Origin of the sequence: Streptomyces pimonensis, from assembly GCF_041380215.1 — a bacterium.
GTDB lineage: Bacteria > Actinomycetota > Actinomycetes > Streptomycetales > Streptomycetaceae > Streptomyces > Streptomyces pimonensis.
The window spans coordinates 62,078-82,211 of record NZ_JAHWZY010000031.1; the positions used below are offsets into that span (position 1 = coordinate 62,078).

Sequence of the window (20,134 nt, forward strand, 5' to 3'; positions counted from 1 at the left end):
GGCCCCCGCGGACGGCCTTCGGAGCGGGCCGGAAGGCGAAGGGAGGGGGGAGGGGTGGCGAGGCGGGCGGCGCGCACGGACGGCCGGGCGGGCGGCCCGCATTCCGGGCGAGAGGGCACGGTGGGCAGGCGGCGGTGATCGGCGTCATGGGCTCGCGCACCCTCTCTCCTGCAAGGGTCGGATCTTCTGCGATGGCGCTTCCGTACCGTCCGCCAGGGGTCGAACGCCTCGCGCGGCAGATCTCTCCGAACGCCTCGCGCGGCAGATCTCTCCGAGGGACGCCGGTGCGACATCGGCGGGTGCCCCTTCGAAGGTGCGACGGTGGTCGGCGAACGGGCGCCCTGCCTTCCCGACGTTGCGGGAAAGGCAGGGCAGCGTCAGGCGTGCCCACTGCTCGTCGGTCAGCAGACACATGAGCCCGCTCGCGGCCACCGGGGCCGGTAGGCGGTGGCCAGCACGGAGACGGTGAACTGACCGGGCAGGAGGCCGTCATTCCCCAGGTCTGCACGGCTCACGTGGCGTGCGCTCGGCGTCATCGCCACCAGGTCCAGGACATTCTGCCTGGTCAGGATCGCGGAGTACTCCACCTGTTCGGTGACGACGGCCTCGAAGAAGGGGTTGAGCGCCCGGTGCAGGCGTTGTTCCTTGGCCGGGTCGACCGTGACCATCGCGGGCAGTCGCCCGCGCAGCTCGGCCAAGTGCCGCCCGGTGGGACGGAGCACGACCAGTCGGCCGGTCGGGCGCAGCACGCGGTGGAACTCGGCCGGGTTGCGCGGGGCGAACACGTTCAGTACGACATCGGCCGTCCCGTCGGCCAGCGGGAAGGGGCGGAAGACGTCCCAGGCCATCGCGGCGGCTCGATCGTGGGCGCGGGCCGCCGAGCGCAGCGCGCGCGCTGATGTGTCCAGCCCCAGACCACGGGCGCCGGGCAGATGGTCGAGTACGCCGGCCAGGTAGTAGCCCGTGCCGCATCCCACGTCCACAACCGTGGCCCGCTCGGGCTCGGTGCCGGCCGCCAGGCGGGCCCCGATTTCGCGGATGGGCGCGTAAGTGCCGGTGGACAGGAACCGGTCCCGGGCCTGGACCATGGCCGCGTCGTCGCCGCTGGTGGCGCGAGCGCCCGTCAGCAGGCCGGCGTAGCCGTGGCGGGCGATGTCGAAGGTGTGGCCCACCGGGCAACGCAGTGCGCCGCGGCCGGAGTGCAGGCGGCGCGTACGGCACGTCGGGCAGCGCAGCAGATCGAGGGAGAGTTCGAGGGCAGGGGGAAGGGACACGGGCACGAGGCACTCCTGGCAGGGGTGAAGGGAGGTGACCGTGCCTGCACGCGCGTTCGGAGCGTCACTGCCTCAGGGGGAGACGGGCAGCGTCGGGAAGGTGGTTCACGCAGCAGGCACACCGAGGAGGGCGACGCCGTCCGGCCTCGTCCTCAACGCCTTCCGATCACAGGAAGCAGTAGTGCGGGGTGCTCATGAATGCCACGTCATGAGTCTACGGGCACCGGTGAAGCGCCCCACGCCTGTCCCCACTCCTGTGGGGACACGGCCTGGGACCGCGGCGTCACGTCCCGGCCGGTGTCGCCTCGTCCTCGCGGGCTGTACGGCCCTGGCCGTGGTGGTCAGGGCCGGTTCCGGGCGGCCGTCCCTGTCCGGCTCGAACCGGCCGTAGGGGGCCCCGTGCGTCCGGAGCAGCGACGGCGGGGACGGCCGGTCGGTCTCGGTGATCGCCTGGCCGTTCTCGGGGACCGGAGTGCGGCCGGGTGCCGGGTCACTGCCGGTCCCCGCCGGTGCTCGTTTCGTCGGCGAAGGGGGAGGGGGAGTGCGCGACGACGTCCGGCAGGAGAGTGGGGGCGATGTCCTCGAGGTCGGGGTGGGTGGCTGCGACGCCGCGCAGCAGGCGGGGGAAGGTGACCCGGTCCAGGGCGCGTCCGGTGCGGGAGAGGAGCAGGGGGCCTGTCGTCCCGGTGGAGTGGGGGGCTTTGTGTGTGCGTACCGGCAGGTATTCGTCCAGTGCCCACACCACCGGCCGGGGGACGGGCTGGGGCCGGGTGACGGCGGAGGCGCTGTTGTTCTTGGCGGGGAGGCGCCAGGTGGGGCCGGCGGCGTTGTCGCGCTGGATGTGCTGGAGGATCACGGCGATGGACTGGCCGGGGCGCAGTCCTGCGAGGGTCATGTAGACGGCGAGCCGGGCGCGTTCGGCGTGGGGGCCGCGGTAGCGGTCGGCGGCGGTACGCAGCGCGTCGGTCTGGAACCGGGTGAGGCTCTCGCGTCCGGCGGGCGGGGTGGGTCCGGCCAGTGCGCGGCGCGGGGGGAGGTTCCAGTGGGCGGCTCCGAGGTCCTCGGTGCAGTGGGCGTAGAAGGAGCGGACGGCGGAGACGGCGCGGCCCCGGGAGGCGGCGGCCATGGGGCTGCCGTCGAGGTTGGTGAGCCGGATGGCCCAGTCCTGGATGTGGGAGGGCTTGAAGTGCCAGACGAGACGGCCGATATGGGTGAACCAGTCCTGCCGCCATCCGGGTGGGGCGTCGATGCCGGCGAGCAGCAGTCCGTAGCGGTAGCGGGTGTCGTCGCCCCAGGCTCGGCCCCGGACCTCCTGGCCGTCGGGCCGCAGGTAGATCCCGGACAGCCATCCCTGCAGGATCGTGTACGGGTCCGGGGCCTCGGTCGGCAAGGGCATCGCGTCACTCCGGGAACTCGTGCGGTGGGACCGGCCGGAGGCGGTTCCGGCCTCAGAACTTTACGGAACGAACCCCTGTCTCCGCCCACGCCCACGGGTCGGCTGAGCACCCTGCGGAACGCGCGGTACGGCATTGTCGAATTCGACAGAGCGTCAGGAAAACGGCCGGAAGGTTTCCGGTCCCCGCCCCGCACCGGCACTTCCAGATGGCACAGAACAGACATTGATGGTGTCCGGAGGAGGATGCTGCGAAAAAATTTCCTGTCAACTGCCTGACGCCCTGCCAGAGTTGGCAGTGCCGGCGTGCGCGTCCGCACGCCGTACCGGGCGACGAAGGAGTGGACCATGGACCGACGAAGGGTGCTGGGCACGGCGGCGGCCGCAGCCGGTGTGGCACTGTTACCGGGCAAGGCCATGGCGGCTGGAGGGGGCCTGGCCGCGCGGGTGCGGCCCTACCTCGACCGCGCGCTGGCCGCCGGCGCCCCGAGCGCGGTATTCGGCGTCATCCGCAGTGGCCGGCGGCAGGTGGTCGGTGCCGGCCGGGACGGACGCGTCCCCGACGGCAGGACCGTGTTCCAGCTCGGCTCGATCGGCAAGACGCTCACCGCCACCGCGTTGGCGCGCGCGGTGGGTGCGGGTACGGTGCGCCTGGACACTCCGCTCAGCCTGCCGTCCGGGTTCACCGTCCCACGAGGGAAGACGCGGCGGATCACCCTGCGCGACCTGGCGACCCACTCCTCCGGCCTGCCCACCCTCCCCGCCGACCTCCTGACCCAGGCGGACCCGTACAACCCGTACGCGCACTACACGCTGGAAGACCTGGCCGTTGGCCTGCGCCAGACCCCGTTGGACAACGAGCCGGGCAGCGCGTACGCATACTCCAACCTGGGCTTCGGACTGCTCGGCCAGGCGCTGGCCTTCGACGGCGTGGACGCGATGCTGCAGCGCCGGGTGGCCGCACCACTGGGCCTGTGGGACACGACCACGACCCTGCGGCCGGACATGGCTTCCCGCAAGGCCGTCGGCCATATGGCCGGGAAGGCCGTCCCCGACTGGCGCGACCGCGTCCTCAGCGGCGCGGGCACCTCGATGTACAGCACCGTCGACGACATGCTCCGCTACCTGGATGCCCAGCTGCGCCCGGAGCGCTCGCCGCTGCGGGACGCGATCGAGCTGACCCAGCGACACCACTTCACCGACCCCGCCACGGGCCTGCGGCTGGGGCTCGGCTGGCACTTCGGCTCGCTGTCCGACGGCCGGACGATGACCTGGCACAACGGCGGCACCTACGGCTTCAGCACCTGTGCGGCGTTCGACCGGGAGAACGGAACGGCGGTGATGATGATGGTGAACACCTACAGCGATGGTGCACGCCCATTCGACACGCTGGTCTTTGCCCTGCTCGACGAACTCGTCGGCTCCTGAGCCCACCACGGCAGCGCCTGCCAGAGGGCCAGCAAGCAGTACATGACCGTCCGGGCCCCCTGCCGCGAAGGCCGGCGCGTCAACTGGCCCTGGCGCCCGGCCCTGACACCAGGGCCGGGCGTCCCGCCCTCACTCCCGGGAGACCCCGTTGCGTCGCTCCGCACTCACCGCTGCCGCCGTGGCCACACTGTTCCTCGCCGGAGGCTGCTCCGACGAGCCCGAGGCGAAGCGCCCGAGCCCCACCGCTCCGGCCGCGTCCTCCGGCAGGCCCACACAGGTCCCCGCCACACAGCCGCCCAGCCTGGACCTGCCCGAGAACGCGCAGGTCCTGATGGCCGAGACCACCGGCAACAAGGACCAGGAGCTGCCGGAGTTCACCCCGCAGGAAGGCGCCTACACCCTCTACGCGGCATGCCAGGGCAAGGGTGAGGTCTCGGTCGCGGACCGGGACAACAGCGACCCCCACCCGGTCACGTGCAACGGGGTCCACACCATGGGCGTCGTCCACGAGGACAAAAAACCCCAGCACCTCACCATCCAGGTCACCGGCGGAGAACCTCCGTCTGGAGAATCGCGGTGGTCTCCGGAAAGCACCAGCCCTGACACAACCTTCGCCGGGACCCATGTCCTCTCCAACCCGTTCCGCGGGCACAACGCCACCCTCGACCGTCTCCGCGTGGACCTCCGGCCGGAATGAGTCCTCAGCCGCGGGCCCGACCCGCTTCAGCTGGCCGCCGTCCTCGGTATCAGCGCCGGCTCAGCCATCCGCTGCACGGACGCGGCGCGCTCCCTCCTCGAACAGGACCGGAACGGCCATGGGCGCGAGTAGCGGCCCTGGCTCGGTCCCCAGGGCTGGGTCACTGCCCGGGATGTGGTGACTGTTCTGGGCGCGAAATGCCCTGTCTGTCGCTTCAACAGGCGTCACCACGGCGATCAGGCCCTGGGACTGGCCCACTTCGAGGGCCGCACCTGGGCCGGCTGGCACCACCACGTCACCCTCGTCTCCGCCGCCCACGCCTTCTGCACCCTGCAGCGACTGGCCCGAGACCCAGAAGACCCGATGCCGACCTGAGTCTCCACCAAGTCGTCCGGGAACTGCAGACACTCCTTGCCACCTGGACCGGCGCCTGCCCCATCTGCCACCGCGACATACCCATAGCCATACGAACCTGATCAAGCCCTACTGGTGGGGGAGCAGAGCGCGGCGAGACCGGCGACGGCGCGGGAGACCTCCTCGACGGCCTCGACGAAGCAGGCCGTCTTCCCCGGCGGGGCGTGAGCTGAGCCCGTATGCTGCGCCAGTCCGCGAACCGCCCACCGAAGGGAAACCGCCGCCGTGTTCCAGCAGACCCCTGTCTACGACCGCCTCGTGGCCGAACGCGGCGACGTCCCCGTCCAGGTCCGCGGGGAAGCCGACCGCATACACCGCGACCTCGCCCAGGTACTGCACCGGGCATCCACTGCCCGGCCGAGCACGCCGCAGAACGTCTTCGACCCGAAGACCCCTCCCGCTGCCCGGTAAGGGACCAGGCCTCAGCAAACCGGCCGTTCCACGACCTGGACAGGACGTTCGCCGTCATGCGGGGGCGCCGTCTCCTCCTCATCGCGCTGTTCCGGTACCCGGCCGAGCGCCGCGTCAGCCCACGACCGACCCGGACAGGCAGGCCCCACACGCGCCGCGTCACCCACAGCGCCCGCCGCGCGGATCCGGCCGCCCGACCGGCACCGGATCGTGGGGCCTGCCGCAAGAACGGCACCGCCATGACCTCGCCCCGTCCGCGCAAGCACCCAGCGGTGCAGCGACCCCTTCGAAGAATCCACCGGACCGCTGTCGGCGGTCCGCCGTCCTGCACGGAATCCACCTCGCCCGCACCGGCCTCCTCGCCCGGGACGCCGGGACAACCGCACACCCTGACCGCCGTCGTCGAACACCCGCAGGGCGTCGAATCGCTCAGATGCCGGGCGCTTCTGCGCCATGTCCGTCGCAGCGCGGCCCGGCCCCTGCGGTCCGCCGGACGAAGCGATGTCCTGGACACCGTGGACCGGGCATTATCAGGCTCATGACACACACCGCTCGTCCAGGTCTGCGGTCAGCATGGACGACAACCCCCGCTTCCTACGACGATCCGGGAGTCCAACAGCTTCTGCTGGGCCTTCACGACGAACAACGCTCGATCTACGGCTTCGCCGACGACCCGGCCGACACCCCCGTCTTCCAGTTCGCGCCCCCGTGTGGGCTGTTCCTACTGGTGCAAGACGAACACGGCAATGCGCTCGGGTGCGGCGGATGGCGGTTCCTGGACCCGCGGACCGCAGAGATCAAACGGATGTATGTCCGCCCGGAAGCCCGTGCCCAGTCCCTGGGGCGGGAGATCCTGCTGCGCCTGGAAGCCGACGCGAAACGCAGGGGCGCCACGTGCACCCAACTGGAGACCGGCGTCGCCAACACCGCAGCCCTGGCGCTCTACCGCGCACAGGGATACATGCCGATCACCTCATACCGGCCCGACAGAAATCCCGACGTCAACCGGGCTCTCCGCAAGGACCTCCGAGCCCGAGTTGCCGCCCAAAGCAGCAACTCCAACAGCAGGAGCAAGACGACAGGTCAATGATCGGCAGCCCCTCAGGCGGTGGACGGCACGGTCTGGTTGCGCAGCACCTCGTGGCTGGTCACCGCGGGCAGCCCTTGAGAGCGGTCGGAGCGCGCTCAGGTCCCGGCCGGATCATGAGGGCGTGTGGCGCGATTGTCACCGTTGACCACCTTGTCCGCACCATGTCATCTTCGGACGGCCTCCGCGTGGGGGCAGTCATCCATGGGAGGGACACACGGTGACCACAGGCAGCGGGCGCAGGAGAGGCAGGGGCACCAGGATCGCCGTCGCGCTGACGGCGGTCCTGGTTGCGACGGCCATGGCGGGACCGGCCGCGGCAGCGGCCGGCGGTCCGCCGGCCGGCGCACCGCCGGCCGCGCAGTCGATCGCGATGAGCGACCCCACGCCCGAGGAGCAGGAGCAGCTGCGGGCCATCGCCGGTGCCATCTGGACGCCCGAGCTGGCGGTCGGCTGGAACATGAACGCGGAGGTGGCCGACGTACTGTCCACGGCCACCGGCGAGATCCTCAAGTGCAGCGAAGCGTTTGCCCTCGTACCGCGCCCGGCCGGCTTCGTTCCCGGACTCGGTTATCTGGTCAACTACTGGAAGAACCTTCGCGACTACTTCCTGGCCGTCAGGAGTGACCGGACCTACCGCGCCTGCGTGGTCACCGCCGCGGTTAACTACCGCTCACCCATCGAGATGGCCTCCATGGGCATCTGACCCGCCCGGACGGCGGGCCGCGAGCGGCTGCCCAGCCGCTCGCCGGCTAAGGCGTATGTCGGAAGTGCTCTAGGTTGGCTGACGTGAGTGGGTGGGGACGGAGTTATCGATATGTCGGGCCGGCCGAGCTGAGGGCTGCGCTCTGTCCTGGTGACGGCGGGCGTCGGGTCGGCTCGGCGGCTGACTTCGATGGCTGGATCGTGGAGCAATCGACAGCGGAGCTGACCGAACCGTTCACCTTCGTGGTCGGCACGGACGGGGTGCTTCGGCTGGCGCCGCGGCGAAGCGAGCACGTGGCCTGTGCCGGCGGAGACATGGTTCTGAGTGCTGGCGAGATCAGCTTCGTGCACGAGGCGGACCGGTGGGCTGTGAGCGAGGTCAGCAACCAGTCCACCGGGTACTGCCCGGACGTCAGTTCCTGGGCGGAGGTCGCCCGTGCTCTGGACGCGGTAGAGCTCCGGCGGCCCTCCGGCTTCACCCACGAGGTGGTGTTCCGGCGGTGCCCTGATTGCCAGGAGCACACCATTGTGCGCGAGGACGACTTCGTCTGCGTCTTCTGCGGCAGCGATCTGCCCGCGGAGTGGAACGTGGATCCCACCGCGTGACGGCCGCCGGGCAGTACACCTCGTTCAAGCCCGCCGAGCATCTTCAGGCCGCCGGCATCGCCGCGTCCATCGGCTCGGTCGGCGACGCCTGCGACTGTCAGTCTGTTCGTACCGGATCCCGCAGGGATCGGGTAGTCCCGGCCGTGACGGTCCGACTCCTGCCTACGGCCGACCCCACGGGTGTCCTGGCGTTGATCTGTCGACCGTCCGGCCGGGCACGCAACAAGCGCTGCCGCCGGACGGACGTGACCTTAGAGGAGCCTGGAGCCAACTCGTCAAAGCGTCCCCGTGACAGTCCTGTCCCTCCGGCCGGTGGCGGCGTGTACCCCACGCTACCGACCGAAGGGAACGCGGTGGACAACAACGAGCAGCACAGGTCCGGGCACGTCGTGATCGGCGTCGATACTCACAAGCATGTGCACGTCGCGGCCGTGAATACGAAGTAACTACTGCACAGAACCCACGAAACCCCCAGGTGACCACCCCGGCCTGAGATCTCTACCGAGTCCGGGGCGGTTCACTCGACCCCACCGGTTTCTCCGAGTGCACTTCCGGGGCCATCGCCCAGTGGGCCGAGCGGCGCGGTCTCCTGAACCCGCCCTGAACGGCACGCGTCACCTGTCACACCCAGTCTTCATGTCTCCATCAGGGCGGGCGTTCCTGGTAGTGGCATCTGGATGGTACCACTGGTACCGTGGGTGCCATGTCGGATCCCAAAGCGATGAACCTGCGCTTCCCCGACCCCGCGCAGCGGGCGGCCATCGCGGCGGCCGCCAAGCAGGCGGGGGTCAGCATGCAGGAGTACATCCTCTCGGCCGCCTACGACCGGGCGACCGCGGTGGAGCAGCGGTTCCTGGAAGGCTTCAAGGCGTCCATGGCCCGCAGCGGCGCGGCTTTCGCGGCCGAGCCCAGCAGCATCGATGTCGGCGCGGAGCAGCGGGTGAGCGAGCAGGAGGCGCTGCGAGAGCTTCAGCGGCAGGAACAGGGCCGCGCCGCGTGAGTGAGCAGGAATCTCTCCACCCGCTCGACGTCACGTTCCTGCTGCACGCCGCTGAGCTGCTCGAGGGTGATCCGCAGGTCGACGACCTGGGGCCGCTGTATGCGGCCGTCGCCCGGGTCAACGCCCGGGCGATGGAGCGGGACGTCTACGGATCGCTGTATCTCAAGGCCGCCGCGCTGCTGCAGACCCTGGCGAAGCTGCCGTGTTTGGAACACTCGAACGAGGCGTTCGCCTGGCACGCGACCGAGGCCTACCTGGCCCTCAACGCGCACGCCCTCAACTACCCGCCCAAGGCCGCCGTCGTACTGGTACGTGACACGGCCTCCGGTGCGCTCGGCGTCGCCCGGATCGCCCGGCAGCTGCGCGACTGGACTGTCACCTGACCCAGCAGTCGGCCCCCGGCAAGTCAGGACTGGCCAGGTCGATAGTGCCCCTGTCCGGCGACAGCGGATCGGCCTGCTGGTGATCGTGCTGCGCTCACCGCGTCACGTCATCGAGCCGGTCCCCGGCGCCGCGGGCGGAGGCATCGAACGTGGTCACCTTGTGCAGGAGTGTGCGGTTCGGGTGGGTGCGGCCGACACACAGCGAGACTCATCCTCCGTGCACATGCCGTACGCTCCAGGCTCCCGGCCAGCGGGGAGTGCCCCGTACCGGCCTGGTACGGGGCGGCTTGCCCAAGGTCATGGAACCGGCGGCACGGGGCCGCGGCCCAGCTCCCTTCACAGCTCCCGGCATGCGGAGCGGATCTCTTGCAGGAGGGTCCGGTAGTCCTCGCCGTAGGCGGCCACGGCCGCGTACACCGCGTCCAGGGCAGCCTGGAGCGGGTCGGCTCCGGCGGCGTCGAGCAGCGCGGGCAGGGCCATGTGGGGCTGGGACATCCGCAAGGACGGGTCCGGCTCGCCGAACGTGACCCTCACCGTGTACGGCGCCGCTTCCCCGGGCTGCGGTGCCGGTGGTGCGGCACGGTCCGGCGGCTTCACCAGGGCGGCCGCGGGACCTGTGATCCGCGGGAGCGACATGGGCTTGGGCATCGGTGTGTGCGTGTCACTGCGGGCGGGTGGCTGGAAGGGAGGCCGTTCGGGCGGGACGGCCCGGCCGACCGTTCTGTCAGGGACACGTGGGTCCGCTTCCAGAGTCCGCCATGCCTGGGCCGGGTCGTCGAGGGGTGGCGGCAGCGGGCGGCCCTGGGCCAGGGCGGTAAGTCCTGCGGCGATCCAGTCGAGGTCGGTGAGCCCGGCCGCCTCACAGGCACGGCGTGCGGCCAGCAGCGCTGTTGCCCGCTGGACTTCGGGGCCGGCGGCGTCGATGGCGTGGACGAGGGCCGGGTCGAAGGCGAGCAGGCCGCGCACGTTGCCGCCGACCTCGCGCAGGGCCCGGCTCGGGGATCGTCCGCCCCACTGCCACCGCTCGTGGGCGAGCCGGCGTTCCTCCTCGGCTTGTTCCCGCGCGAGGCGGGCCTGGCGTTCGGCTTCGGCGCGTTCGGCCGGTGTGGGTGGGGCGGGCTGCCGGCGGGCGTAGTCGTGCCAGTACGCGGCCGTCGCCGAGGTCTGCTTCAGAACGCGGTCCGGTGCGGGCGGAGCGGGCCAGAACTGCAGCAAGTAGCAGTCCAGTTGCGGCTCGTCGTCCAGTCGGGTGTCCTGGCGGTGTGCCTCGTCCATGCCCTGGGCGCAGTAGCGCACCCGGTAGTCGATTTCTTCCAGGTCGAGGTCCCAGGAGGCCTCCCCCGCCCATTGCATGAGAGCGCTGCCGGCCGAGACGGGGCGGAAGGACGCTTCCACGACGTCCTCCCACGCCGGGTCCAGCGGCGGGGCCTGGTCGTGCACCTCGACGGTGAAGCCGACGCTGCCCGTGTGCAGCCCGGTCGACAACCACAGCGCGCCCGGTACCGCAGCCCCGCACAACCCGGCACTCTGCCCGGCAAACGACTCCGGAAGGCCTGGGCCAAAGCTATCCGAATCGCTCTCGACATAGATCTGGCCGTAGTGAACATGAACCTCGCCCTCAACCGGCCTGCGCACCCTCATCCCCTCGTCGCCAGGAACGCCCGATCCCCGACAACCTACGGCACGGCACTGACACGACGCCGGGCTGATCCCCCGACGTCGCTAAGCATCCAGTCCAAGGCCGAGGCACCCACGCCCAGCCCGGCACGACGATGCAAAGGCGCGCTAACGGGACGGACATGACGCCCACCGGTCAGGGTGTGTCAAATACACGGCCCTGTCGTACATTCGGTGGTGACGGGGAGCCATGACGGCGACGGACAGGTCATCGATCACAAACCCGCAGGCCTACGCTCCCGCAGTCGGCCCTCTCCGGAATCGACCGATCGACCTGGCGTCTGGTCGTGAGAGTTCGCCGGGACACCGGACCGGCGTCCCGGCGTGATGCCGTTCACCTCGAAGCACCGAGACCAGAGCGCCACTCTTACCCTCCGCAAGGAAAGGGTGCTCGACGTGCACGATCCGTTACCACCGGATGTGCGACAGGGCCGTTGACTGAACACTCCCTCTCTTCCGTGTCCATGTGGCCCACCGTGCTTCGCCCCCACCAGCGGGGCCACTTCTTTTGCCGAACCAGCAAGACGATTACCTGAAAATGTGGGCTGAGGCGGCCCCGCGCCGGGCGGCTGCCTCGCGAGGAGCGCTCGCTCCCCTCCTGCGTCGGAGCGTCCCGTTCCGGGCTCCTGCAGCCCCTCCGGAAGGACCTGACGGCTGCACCCTTCCCGAGGGCAGTACGCCAGCGACGCCGCGTTTGCTTGCCTCGGCTGCTTAACGAACTCGCGCACGGTGAGCGGTGAGGCGTCGAAGGCTTCGACGGAGCACTGTCACGTTGGCTGGCCGGGTGGGATGGTTCTCGGGTTGGTCACGGTGGAGGGGGTTGCTCGTGGGCGGTACGTCTCCGTCGTACGAGGGGCGCCGGTACCCGGCCGAGGTGATCTCCCACTGTGTGTGGCTGTACTTCCGCTTTCCGCTGTCGTTCCGCGAGGTCGAGGAGCTGATGCTCGAGCGCGGTGCGCTCGTCTCCCATGAGACCGTCCGCCGGTGGTGTGCCAAGTTCGGGCAGACCTACGCCGGCGCGCTGCGCTGCGGGCGGCCCCGGCCCGGTGACAAGTGGCACCTGGACGAGGTCTTCATCAAGATCAACGGTGAGCAGAACTACCTGGGGCGGGCCGTCGACCAGGACGGCAACGTGCTCGACGTCCTGGCCGTAGCGCCGGCGGGACACCGCTGCGGCCAGGCGGTTCTTCCGTGAAGTGCTGAAGACGACCTGCTCGGTGCCGAGGGTGATCGTCACCGACAAGCTCCGCTGACCCCCGTCGACGACCACGGCCTGGTCGCCATGGGCGGCTATGTGCGGATGTACCCCGAGCGCGAGACCGAGCCGATCGCCGCGCCGAGGCTGAATCTGCGGGCCATCACGGCGCTGAGCGGATTCGCAGGCGTCGCACCCGCCCCCGGCTGGCAACACCGTGGACCGGTCGTGCACATCGAGGCGGATCACTTCTCGATCATCGAGGACCACGTGGCAGAGGCCGCCGCACACCTCCGCCGCCGGCTCGATGCGCTCGCCGACCAGTGATGTCCGAACCGTCGGGCGCGGGGAACGAGGACGCATGACAGCCCCGGACAGGCCCGGCCGCCGCCCACGCGGCGTGCTCGGGTGTCCGCGCGGAGCATCCGGCGTCATTCGCGCGACTCGCCACTGATGGGCGAACGGCCCCGTGCCGACGGGCAGGCACGGAGGGCCGATGGACGCACCGGACGGTCGGCGGAACGTTCGCCGCGTGGCCGACATCATCCCTGCCCGGGAGGGGCACGGGTGACGCGGCACGACAGCTCACCGGAGGCGTGTAATTCGTCGGCCCGCATTCATCGGTGCCACAAAACCACTGACCTTGCAAATCCGGCGGAGGCACAAAACAGCCCGGTCCGCAAATCTGGCAGAGGCATACAGTTCGTTCGGTCGCAACGGTTTCGGCGAAGAACTCCAAGATTGACAGCGTAGTGCTGTTTGCTTACAGTCCCGTCGTTCAAACTTCCGCCGACCGATATTCGAAGGTGGTCAAGACAGTGCCTCCGACGTTGCCGAAGTCCAGGCAGCGGTTGATTCTTGCCGTTCTCATGGTCTGCTCGCTGCTTATTTGGCTGGACAACACCGTCCTCAGCATTCTTCTGGAGACCCCTGCCGACCCGGTCCATGGACTGGGCGCCAGCCCGGCTGAGCTGCAGTGGGCTACGGGCGCATACACCCTGGTCCTCGCCACTCTGATGTTCACCGCCGGCGCACTGGGCGACAGTTTCGGCCACCGGAATGTACTCGCAGTCGGCTCGGTGGTCTTTGCCGCGGCCTCGATTCGGGCGGCGTACGCGGGCGATGCGAGCCAACTGATCGCCGCCCGGGCCGCGATGGGAGTCGGCGCCGCACTGATCATACCCGTCAACTTCGCCATGCTCTTGTGAACCTTCAGTGGCCCCGCACGGGCGACCGCAATCACTATTTCTTCGGCATCCACCGGTTTCGGAATGGCAGCGGGCCCGGTGCTGGCGGGAGCACTGCTCAGTCATTTCCGGTGAGGTTCGGCCTTCCTCGTCAACGTTCCCGTCGTCGTGGCACTGGCCGGAATCATCCTGCTGGTCCCCAATTTCCGCAGCCCTGTCGTGCGGCCGATGGACCCGGCCGGGATGTTGCTGTCGATCAGCGGACTTGCGGCACTGACCTACGGCCTGATCCGCGCGGGGCAGGTGGACGGCTGGGGTCGTATGGACGTCTGCATGCCGATCGCGGCCGGACTTGTCCTGATGGTCGCCTTCGTGCTCGTCGAACTGCGGGTCAAGGAGCCGAGCTTCGATTCCCGGATGCTCGCGCAGCGGGTGTTCGGCGGGGGCAACGCGTCCATGGCGTTGCTGCTCTTCTCCGTGGCCGCCGTCACCTTCTGCAACGCGTTCCACATGCAGGGCGCGCTGGGCTACTCGCCGATGAAGGCCGGCCTGGCCGACGTGCCGACCGCGATCGGCGCTGTCGTCGGGGCGCCCTTGGGCGCACGTCTGGTCAGCCGATGGTCGCTGCGCCCCGTCGCCGTACCGGCGATCACCGTGGCGGCGCTCAGCTTCGGCACGGTCGGATTCCTCGACCTGCACACACCGCTCGTCTGGATCGAGATCCTGCTGCAGATGCAGGGCCTTTCCGTCAGCATGGTCATGGCCCCCCGGTGACCGGAGCGCTGATCAGCGGCCTGCCGCTGGAACGGTCCGGTGCCGGGTCGGCCGTCACCAACACGGCACGGCAGGTCGGCGGTGTGATCGGCATCGCGGTGGGCGGCACGATCATGTCGTCGCCTATCGGGGCGCGATCGAACCCTCGCTCAGCGATCTCCCGGAGGACCTGCGGGACCGCGCCCGGGTTTCCGCGGAGCAGGCTCGGCATGTCGCCACCGCTGTCGACCAGCCCACTCCCGCGCGGGCCGCCGATCACGTGTTCGTCCATGCCATGCACGTCGGCGCGGTCTGGATCATGCTCATCGCCCTGTTCGCGGCCGCTGTGCTGCTGTTCACCCTGCCCGCTGCCGGAAAGAAGAAGGGCCCGGCACCGGAGCCGGACCACGAAGAGGCCCGCAGCGCCGAGCCCCGATCCACCGTGTGATCCGGACTGTCCGCGCGGCAGAACGTCTCCGGCACCCGAGGCCGGGCTCGCCCATGAGGCGGACGGGCGTCGGAGCGCCAGCAGTGAGATCAGCAGTGAGATACGGAACGGAGGAATGCGTGATACGCCATACGATCGGTCGTGACGTATTCCGTCGCAGGGTCCGCGGAGCGAATGCGCATCAACGTGACATATGCCGGTGTGGCCCGAACCGAAGGAGACCCTCTGTTGTGGGACATGAATGATTCCGCTGTGCGTGCGGTGAAATCGGAGCAGGAGTATGTGTCCTCCTTGTACGAGCTGCTCACCGAGCGGCTTTCCGAGGTGCGAGCAAGTCGAGCGAGTGTGCTGAAGGCCTCGGCGGACAGCGCCGGTGAGGCGTACGAGAGGGAAATCGCCACCGAGCGTCTGACCAAGGAGATCGGCCGCCTGGAGGGCGCCGAGAAGGGGCTGATTTTCGGGCGCATCGACTGGGCGGACGGCATGGCCCTGCGCATCGGGCGGATCGGACTGCAGCGGGAGGAGGACGAGTTGCCTCTGCTCGTGGACTGGCGCGCGAACGCGGCGCGGCCCTTCTACGAGGCGACGCCGGTCCACCCGATGGGCCTGCGGCGGCGCCGGCACCTGCGCATCGAGGAGCGCACGGTCGTCTCGGTGAGCGACGAACTGCTGGACGGCTCCGCCCCGGCCGACGAGGACGTCGTGGGGGACGGCCCGTTGTCCGAGGCCCTGTCGGCACGGCGCACGGGCAGGATGCACGCGGCCGTCGCGACGCTGCAGGCCGAGCAGGACGAGATCGTCCGCTCCGCCCACCGCGGGGTGACCGTGGTGCAGGGCGGACCCGGCACCGGCAAGACGGTGGTCGCCTTGCACCGGGCGGCCTACGTCCTGTACGCCTTCCCGCGCGCCGCGGAGGAGGGTGTCCTGGTCGTGGGCCCGAACGCCAGGTTCCTCGACTACATCTCCCAGGTGCTTCCCTCTCTCGGCGAGAACGACGTCGCTCTGGCGACCTGCCAGGAACTGGCCGGAGTGTCCACGGACACGGCGGGCCCGCTCGAGACGATGCGTCTGAAGGGCAGCTCCGACCTCGCCGACGCCCTGGCCGGCCTGCTGCGCGTTCACCAAGCCCCCGCCGGTGACTTCACCGTGCGGGTCGGACGGGAACTGGTGCACCTCTCCGGCGGGGAAGTCGCCGTGGCACGCGACGCCGCCCTGTCGGCAGTGTCGGGGCACAACCCCGCGCGCCAGGTCTTCAAGGAACTCCTGGTCGACGCCGTGACCGACGCGATGCAACGGGACATGGGCGACGTCCTGGAGCAGATCGACGCCGATGCCGAAAGGATGACCGGCCTGAACCTCGACCGGTTCACGGGAGTCGCCCAGCGCCGGGCCGAAGGGGCGGCCGACCCGGGTCCGGTCCACGAGCTGGACCTGGACACCATCCGAGCCGATCTCCTCGACGACGCCGCCGTCGACCGGGCGGTCGAGAAGTTGTGGCCGCGACTGGTGCCCGGTGACCTCGTGGAGGCGCTCCTGACGGACGCCGGTGCCCTCGCCGAGCACCTGCCCCGCCTGACCACGCAGGAGCGGTCCCTTCTGCTGCGCGGCCCGGAGGACCCGTGGACCGAAGCCGACGTGCCGTTGCTGGACGAGGCGGCGAGCCTGGTCGACGGCCCTCCCGAGCGGACGTACGGGCACGTCGTCGTCGACGAGGCGCAGGAACTGACCGCCATGCAGTGGCGGATGATCGTCCGCCGCTGTCCGGCGCGGGCGATGACGCTGGTGGGCGACTTCGCTCAGGCGGGCCCGGCCGCGACGGCACGCGACTGGAAGGAAGCGCTGAGCCCGCACGTCGGACCGCGGTTCAAATTGCACAACCTGACCGTCAGTTACCGCACCACACAGGAGATCCTGGACAGCGTCCGGGACCTGCTCACGCGGATCGCTCCGGACCAGAAGCCCACACGGTCACTGCGAAGCGGTGGGAGCCCGCGCACGGTGACCACACCGGCGGACGGGCTGGTCACCGCCGTTGTCGAGGAACTCCGCGCCCAGAGCACCGCGCACCCGGGCGAACTCCTGGGAGTGATCTGCGCCGATACCAGGGTGAGCGAGCTGACGGCCCGGGGCATCGCCGACCACGCACGCATCGTGCCGGCGTCCGAAGCGCGTGGCCTGGAATTCGACGGGGTCGTCGTCATGAACCCCGAGGAAATCATCACGGCCCGCCCCGGTGGGGAAAGGGACTTGTACGTAGCCCTGACCCGGGCCACCAAGCGCCTCTGCACCATCACCGTCCAGCCCGCCTGACGGCTCGGCACCCGCGTCGTCCACGCCGCGGGCGCCGTCGCCCCGCGCACGGGAGGGGCTGAGGCGGGCGTCCACGTCGAGGCTAGCTTCCCTGCAGGGGGTCTGTGTAGCAAACGGTGGAAACAGGGAGTGCGGCGACGGCCAGTCCGATGGCTCCCAGGGCGGCGGCTGCGATGAATGCCGGTAGGTAGGTGGGCTCGTGTAGTGGCCACGCCCACGTTGCGGGGACGCCGTGGTGAACGCCGAAGGCTGCGCAAGCGATTGGAAAGAGAGTGACGCTTGTGGCCGCGACATGAACGCTGATAATGGTGCGCAGCAGCAGGGCGAGTCCCAGGTAGCCCAGGAAGTTGCGGGCCATGCCTGCGGCGAGGGTGTGGCCGGTTGTGGACGATGCGAGCCAGCCTCCGACCAGCATCAATACCGCGCAGGCCGTCATGAACCCCGTGTCCCATAGCTTTACCGGCCGCACGGCTGTTACTTCGATGGCGTTGTCTCCACGGGACTGTCCGTACAGGATGAGGCACACCGGGGCGAGCGGCAGCAGGAAGGGCAGAGGGAACGAGAAGGAGAGTCCGCCCACTACGACCGGCACTGGTACCTGGATGGAATCGGCGACAGTACCAAGTACCAGGCAGGCGGCCAGCCCGACACATACTGCGTACACCCGGCGGACGTGAAGCCACCAGTCCATGAATGTTTCTCTCTATCGGTTGGCTCGTGGTGGCAGGATCAGAAACGTTTGGGGTCGAGAACGGGCTGCAGGTCGCACCGGGTGAGCGTTTTCGCGTTCTGCTGGAACCAGGCCAACTGGTCATGTCGGGGACGTTCGAGGATGTGGGTGGCGACTGCGGCTTCGTCTGGCGCATAGCCGGATGTGACGACCTGGGAGTCCGCTCCCGCGTTGATGGCGAGCCATACCGTGAGCGGCCCGAGAGCCCGGCTTCCCGGCCATTCACCGTGCTTGGCGCATTCGGGGATGTCTTGCGGCAGAGCACTCGTTGCGACAAGAGAGCGGATCTCGTTGGAAGTCGGCGTGGACGATCGCGGGGACAGCTCCGAGGTGGTGGTGACGCCGAGGCCGGCCAGGCGGGTGTGTGCGTCCGTCGCCCACGTGACTACGTCCGTGGCGGCGTCGTGCTGCTCGGGCCACAGGCATACCCGCGGCTGGGTGCCTGAGCAGGTGCGCACGGCGGTGGGACGAGGTTCGGCCGCGCTGTACCCGAGGGGATGGACGATCCATGCCGAGACGGCCACCGCAACGGCCAGAACAATGGGGGCCAGGATCCGCAGACCCCATTGCCGCAGGACCACCAGCCGGGCGGCCAGGAGCAGACCGATCGAAACGAGCGCGGGCGCCAGGATACTGCGGGGTGCTGCTACTTGATCGAGTGAGCAGCACTCGGCGAGGTTCGTACCGTTCAGCTGCCGGACCCAGAAGACGTTCATCGCCGCCGGATAGGCCATCCACACGAAGCTGCCCACCAGTGCCGCAGGAACGGCCAGCACGCGGGGCAGGCTGAGCCCGATGACGTAACCGATGGCGGTATGCGCCGCGATCACGAGCAGTTCCATACCGATTACCGCCGCGGCCGTCCTGTTGGGACTGCCTGCGGCCTGCGGCAGGAGCAGACCGAGGGCCAGCGCCACCGCGAGGGTCCCCACGACGAGCGTAGGGGTCAAGACGGCGAATGACACGCCCATGAAGGTCCGCGCCGGCGCCCCTTGCAGGATTCGGGACTGCCGGACACGCATGCCCTCCCAAGCGCCGCAGGCGGCCACTGCCGGTGCCGTCCAAACCAGCAAAGACGCGCTTTGCGCGGCGACCGACTCCCAGTATCCGCTGGTGACCAGTTCGGTGACATTGCCGCTGTAGGCGAACAGCCACAAAACCAGCAGAATGCCGATGCGGGGAGCGACGGACACCCGCCATACGTTGCGCCACGGCATCCCTACACCTCTTCCTTGACCAGACCGGCGTATGCAGCCTCAGCCCGGCGCTCCTGCGCGACCTGACGGGGCGCCAGGTCGAGAAAGGAGGGGGTGGATCCCTGAAAGAGAATCTGTCCCTGATCGAGGAGGATGACCGAGTCGTAGCTGTCCGCCAGATCCTCTGTCTGATGGGTGGAGACCACAAAGCTCGCCCGGTCCTTGAGACCGTCGAGAAGCGCGCGGAACACCCTGCGCTGTGTCGGGTCCAGACCCGCGGTCGGTTCGTCCATCAGCACCACTCGGGCTGAGTGCACCAGCGTTTGGGCGATACCGAGGCGCCGGAGCTGGCCTCCCGACAGATGGGCGGCGGAGCGTTCGGCCAGCTCCCCCAGCCCGACCTGCTTGATCGCCTCCAGAGAACTGTTCCATGCGTCCCGCCGGGACAAACCCTTCAGCCAGCCTGCATACGCCGCCTGTTCCCTGACCCGCAGCCCCGGGACGGGAGTCACCTGCTGCGGCAACCAGCCGACCTGCTGCCGGTATCGCTTCAGGTCACCTCGCCTGCGGGTGTCGAGGCCGCCGAGCGTCACGCTGCCCGCGCGCGGTCTGCGTGCGGATGCCAGCAGTGTCAGCAGCGTCGACTTTCCGGCACCGTTCGGCCCGAGGAGCACCACGCAACCTGACGGCAGGTCAAGCGTCAGGTCTTCGAGGACGATATCCCGGCGCCGGTATCCAAATGAACAGCGCGAGACGTGGATGGTCATTCCAGCCTTCTGTTGACTTCCATGGGAGGCGGCCCCCGGATGAGAGCCGGAGGCCGCCGACTGATCTGATTGCCGTCAGTAGCGGGTGACGACGCTGTTGACGCTGAGCCTAGTGGAGCCTATGTAGATGAAGTAGAACGAGCCCCTGGTCTGAATCTGGCCCCAGGACACCGTGTTGCAGGTGTTGCGCCTGGTGCCGTGGCTGGTGTCCGGAAGGAAGTCTCTGACCCGGTCAAGCTCCAGGGTTGCGCCGCTGGGCCCACCGAAGCTGCAACCCGAGAAACTCACCGTGGTGCTGGCCGAGTCTTGGTGATTGTCCGTCCAGCGCCGGGACTCGTCGCCGCCCCGCCAGTTGGAGATGGAACTGCTCCAATTCCCCTCGGCGGCGGCCGGAGGCGCCAAAGTGAAAGCCGCAGCCAGACACGGCAGCTGTAGTTCTTGATCACAGCTGGTCGTGATGGCGGTGTCGTTGT

21 protein-coding genes and 3 pseudogenes are annotated in these 20,134 nt (G+C 69.4%); 15 read left to right on the forward strand and 9 right to left on the reverse strand.

Translation table 11 applies throughout. The annotated features are described in order from the left end of the window. Nucleotides 1-185: 185 nt before the first annotated feature. From KYY02_RS25750 to KYY02_RS25760, 3 genes and pseudogenes are all read right to left on the reverse strand, one after another. Nucleotides 186-414, reverse strand: a pseudogene (locus KYY02_RS25750) (transposase); the annotation flags it as partial. Beyond that, complete coding sequence (locus KYY02_RS25755) at nucleotides 402-1,280, reverse strand: methyltransferase domain-containing protein (protein ID WP_371241863.1); 879 nt, start codon at nucleotides 1,278-1,280, stop codon at nucleotides 402-404. The gene KYY02_RS25755 and the pseudogene KYY02_RS25750, both read right to left, overlap by 13 nt. Nucleotides 1,281-1,764: 484 nt before the next feature. Beyond that, complete coding sequence (locus KYY02_RS25760; RefSeq protein WP_371241865.1) at nucleotides 1,765-2,670, reverse strand: site-specific integrase; 906 nt, start codon at nucleotides 2,668-2,670, stop codon at nucleotides 1,765-1,767. A gap of 345 nt (nucleotides 2,671-3,015) precedes the next feature. Between KYY02_RS25760 and KYY02_RS25765 the strand changes: the two genes are divergently transcribed. The 9 genes and pseudogenes from KYY02_RS25765 to KYY02_RS25805 all read left to right on the forward strand — a co-directional run bounded on the left by KYY02_RS25765 (nucleotide 3,016) and on the right by KYY02_RS25805 (nucleotide 9,398). After that, nucleotides 3,016-4,095 carry a serine hydrolase domain-containing protein gene (locus KYY02_RS25765; RefSeq protein WP_371241867.1) on the forward strand — a complete coding sequence of 360 codons (1,080 nt, stop codon included), beginning with the start codon at nucleotides 3,016-3,018 and terminating at the stop codon, nucleotides 4,093-4,095. 178 nt (nucleotides 4,096-4,273) lie between these two features. Further along, complete coding sequence (locus KYY02_RS25770) at nucleotides 4,274-4,792, forward strand: hypothetical protein (protein WP_371241869.1); 519 nt, start codon at nucleotides 4,274-4,276, stop codon at nucleotides 4,790-4,792. 243 nt (nucleotides 4,793-5,035) lie between these two features. Beyond that, nucleotides 5,036-5,207: pseudogene (locus tag KYY02_RS25775) on the forward strand (IS701 family transposase); the annotation flags it as partial. Between the two features lie 224 nt (nucleotides 5,208-5,431). Next, nucleotides 5,432-5,617 (forward strand): hypothetical protein, encoded by a 186-nt coding sequence (locus KYY02_RS25780; RefSeq protein ID WP_371241870.1) that lies wholly within the window; start codon nucleotides 5,432-5,434, stop codon nucleotides 5,615-5,617. Nucleotides 5,618-6,155: 538 nt separating this feature from the next. Further along, a complete protein-coding gene (locus KYY02_RS25785; RefSeq protein WP_371241911.1) occupies nucleotides 6,156-6,707 on the forward strand; it encodes a GNAT family N-acetyltransferase in 552 nt (183 codons plus the stop codon). A gap of 217 nt (nucleotides 6,708-6,924) precedes the next feature. Then, nucleotides 6,925-7,410: a hypothetical protein gene (locus tag KYY02_RS25790; protein ID WP_371241872.1), complete on the forward strand. Its 486-nt coding sequence runs from the start codon at nucleotides 6,925-6,927 to the stop codon at nucleotides 7,408-7,410. A 128-nt stretch (nucleotides 7,411-7,538) separates the two neighbouring features. Beyond that, nucleotides 7,539-8,015, forward strand: a complete 477-nt coding sequence (locus KYY02_RS25795) for a hypothetical protein (RefSeq protein WP_371241913.1) — start codon at nucleotides 7,539-7,541, stop codon at nucleotides 8,013-8,015. A 703-nt stretch (nucleotides 8,016-8,718) separates the two neighbouring features. Further along, the gene (locus tag KYY02_RS25800) at nucleotides 8,719-9,015 is read left to right on the forward strand and encodes a type II toxin -antitoxin system TacA 1-like antitoxin (RefSeq protein WP_371241876.1); all 297 of its coding nucleotides are present in this window, start codon (nucleotides 8,719-8,721) and stop codon (nucleotides 9,013-9,015) included. After that, entirely contained in the window at nucleotides 9,012-9,398 is a 387-nt protein-coding gene (locus KYY02_RS25805; protein ID WP_371241878.1) for a fic family toxin-antitoxin system, toxin component, read from the forward strand. Before KYY02_RS25800 ends, KYY02_RS25805 begins: the two co-directional genes overlap by 4 nt. A gap of 336 nt (nucleotides 9,399-9,734) precedes the next feature. On the opposite strand, the gene KYY02_RS25810 is transcribed toward KYY02_RS25805, so the two are convergent. Continuing rightward, nucleotides 9,735-11,039 (reverse strand): hypothetical protein, encoded by a 1,305-nt coding sequence (locus KYY02_RS25810; protein WP_371241880.1) that lies wholly within the window; start codon nucleotides 11,037-11,039, stop codon nucleotides 9,735-9,737. Nucleotides 11,040-11,901: 862 nt separating this feature from the next. On the opposite strand from KYY02_RS25810, the pseudogene KYY02_RS25815 reads away from it, so the two are divergent. The 4 genes and pseudogenes from KYY02_RS25815 to KYY02_RS25830 all read left to right on the forward strand — a co-directional run. Next, nucleotides 11,902-12,325, forward strand: a pseudogene (locus tag KYY02_RS25815) (IS6 family transposase); the annotation flags it as partial. Nucleotides 12,326-12,357: 32 nt separating this feature from the next. Continuing rightward, a complete protein-coding gene (locus tag KYY02_RS25820; protein ID WP_371241882.1) occupies nucleotides 12,358-12,597 on the forward strand; it encodes an alpha/beta hydrolase family protein in 240 nt (79 codons plus the stop codon). A gap of 425 nt (nucleotides 12,598-13,022) precedes the next feature. Next, nucleotides 13,023-13,478 carry an MFS transporter gene (locus KYY02_RS25825; RefSeq protein WP_371241884.1) on the forward strand — a complete coding sequence of 152 codons (456 nt, stop codon included), beginning with the start codon at nucleotides 13,023-13,025 and terminating at the stop codon, nucleotides 13,476-13,478. Nucleotides 13,479-13,625: 147 nt separating this feature from the next. Continuing rightward, nucleotides 13,626-14,231: an MFS transporter gene (locus KYY02_RS25830; protein WP_371241886.1), complete on the forward strand. Its 606-nt coding sequence runs from the start codon at nucleotides 13,626-13,628 to the stop codon at nucleotides 14,229-14,231. Here the strand turns inward: KYY02_RS25830 and KYY02_RS25835 are convergent. Beyond that, entirely contained in the window at nucleotides 14,215-14,502 is a 288-nt protein-coding gene (locus KYY02_RS25835) for a hypothetical protein (protein ID WP_371241888.1), read from the reverse strand. The genes KYY02_RS25830 and KYY02_RS25835 overlap by 17 nt on opposite strands. Before the next feature lie 3 nt (nucleotides 14,503-14,505). Here KYY02_RS25835 and KYY02_RS25840 point away from each other — a divergent pair, with 3 nt between their 5' ends. Both KYY02_RS25840 and KYY02_RS25845 read left to right on the forward strand, forming a co-directional pair. Then, nucleotides 14,506-14,658, forward strand: a complete 153-nt coding sequence (locus tag KYY02_RS25840; protein WP_371241890.1) for a hypothetical protein — start codon at nucleotides 14,506-14,508, stop codon at nucleotides 14,656-14,658. A 237-nt stretch (nucleotides 14,659-14,895) separates the two neighbouring features. Continuing rightward, nucleotides 14,896-16,968, forward strand: coding sequence for a HelD family protein (locus KYY02_RS25845; protein WP_503167876.1), 2,073 nt, complete (start codon nucleotides 14,896-14,898; stop codon nucleotides 16,966-16,968). An 82-nt stretch (nucleotides 16,969-17,050) separates the two neighbouring features. Here the strand turns inward: KYY02_RS25845 and KYY02_RS25850 are convergent, their stop codons facing one another. The 4 genes from KYY02_RS25850 to KYY02_RS25865 form a co-directional block, all read right to left on the reverse strand. Further along, nucleotides 17,051-17,659, reverse strand: coding sequence for a hypothetical protein (locus KYY02_RS25850; RefSeq protein ID WP_371241895.1), 609 nt, complete (start codon nucleotides 17,657-17,659; stop codon nucleotides 17,051-17,053). Between the two features lie 38 nt (nucleotides 17,660-17,697). Further along, nucleotides 17,698-18,915: a DUF7224 domain-containing protein gene (locus tag KYY02_RS25855; RefSeq protein WP_371241897.1), complete on the reverse strand. Its 1,218-nt coding sequence runs from the start codon at nucleotides 18,913-18,915 to the stop codon at nucleotides 17,698-17,700. Nucleotides 18,916-18,917: 2 nt separating this feature from the next. Next, nucleotides 18,918-19,661, reverse strand: a complete 744-nt coding sequence (locus tag KYY02_RS25860; protein ID WP_371241899.1) for an ATP-binding cassette domain-containing protein — start codon at nucleotides 19,659-19,661, stop codon at nucleotides 18,918-18,920. Between the two features lie 75 nt (nucleotides 19,662-19,736). Further along, the coding region (locus tag KYY02_RS25865) for a hypothetical protein (protein WP_371241901.1) at nucleotides 19,737-20,134 on the reverse strand (398 nt) is incomplete at its 5' end.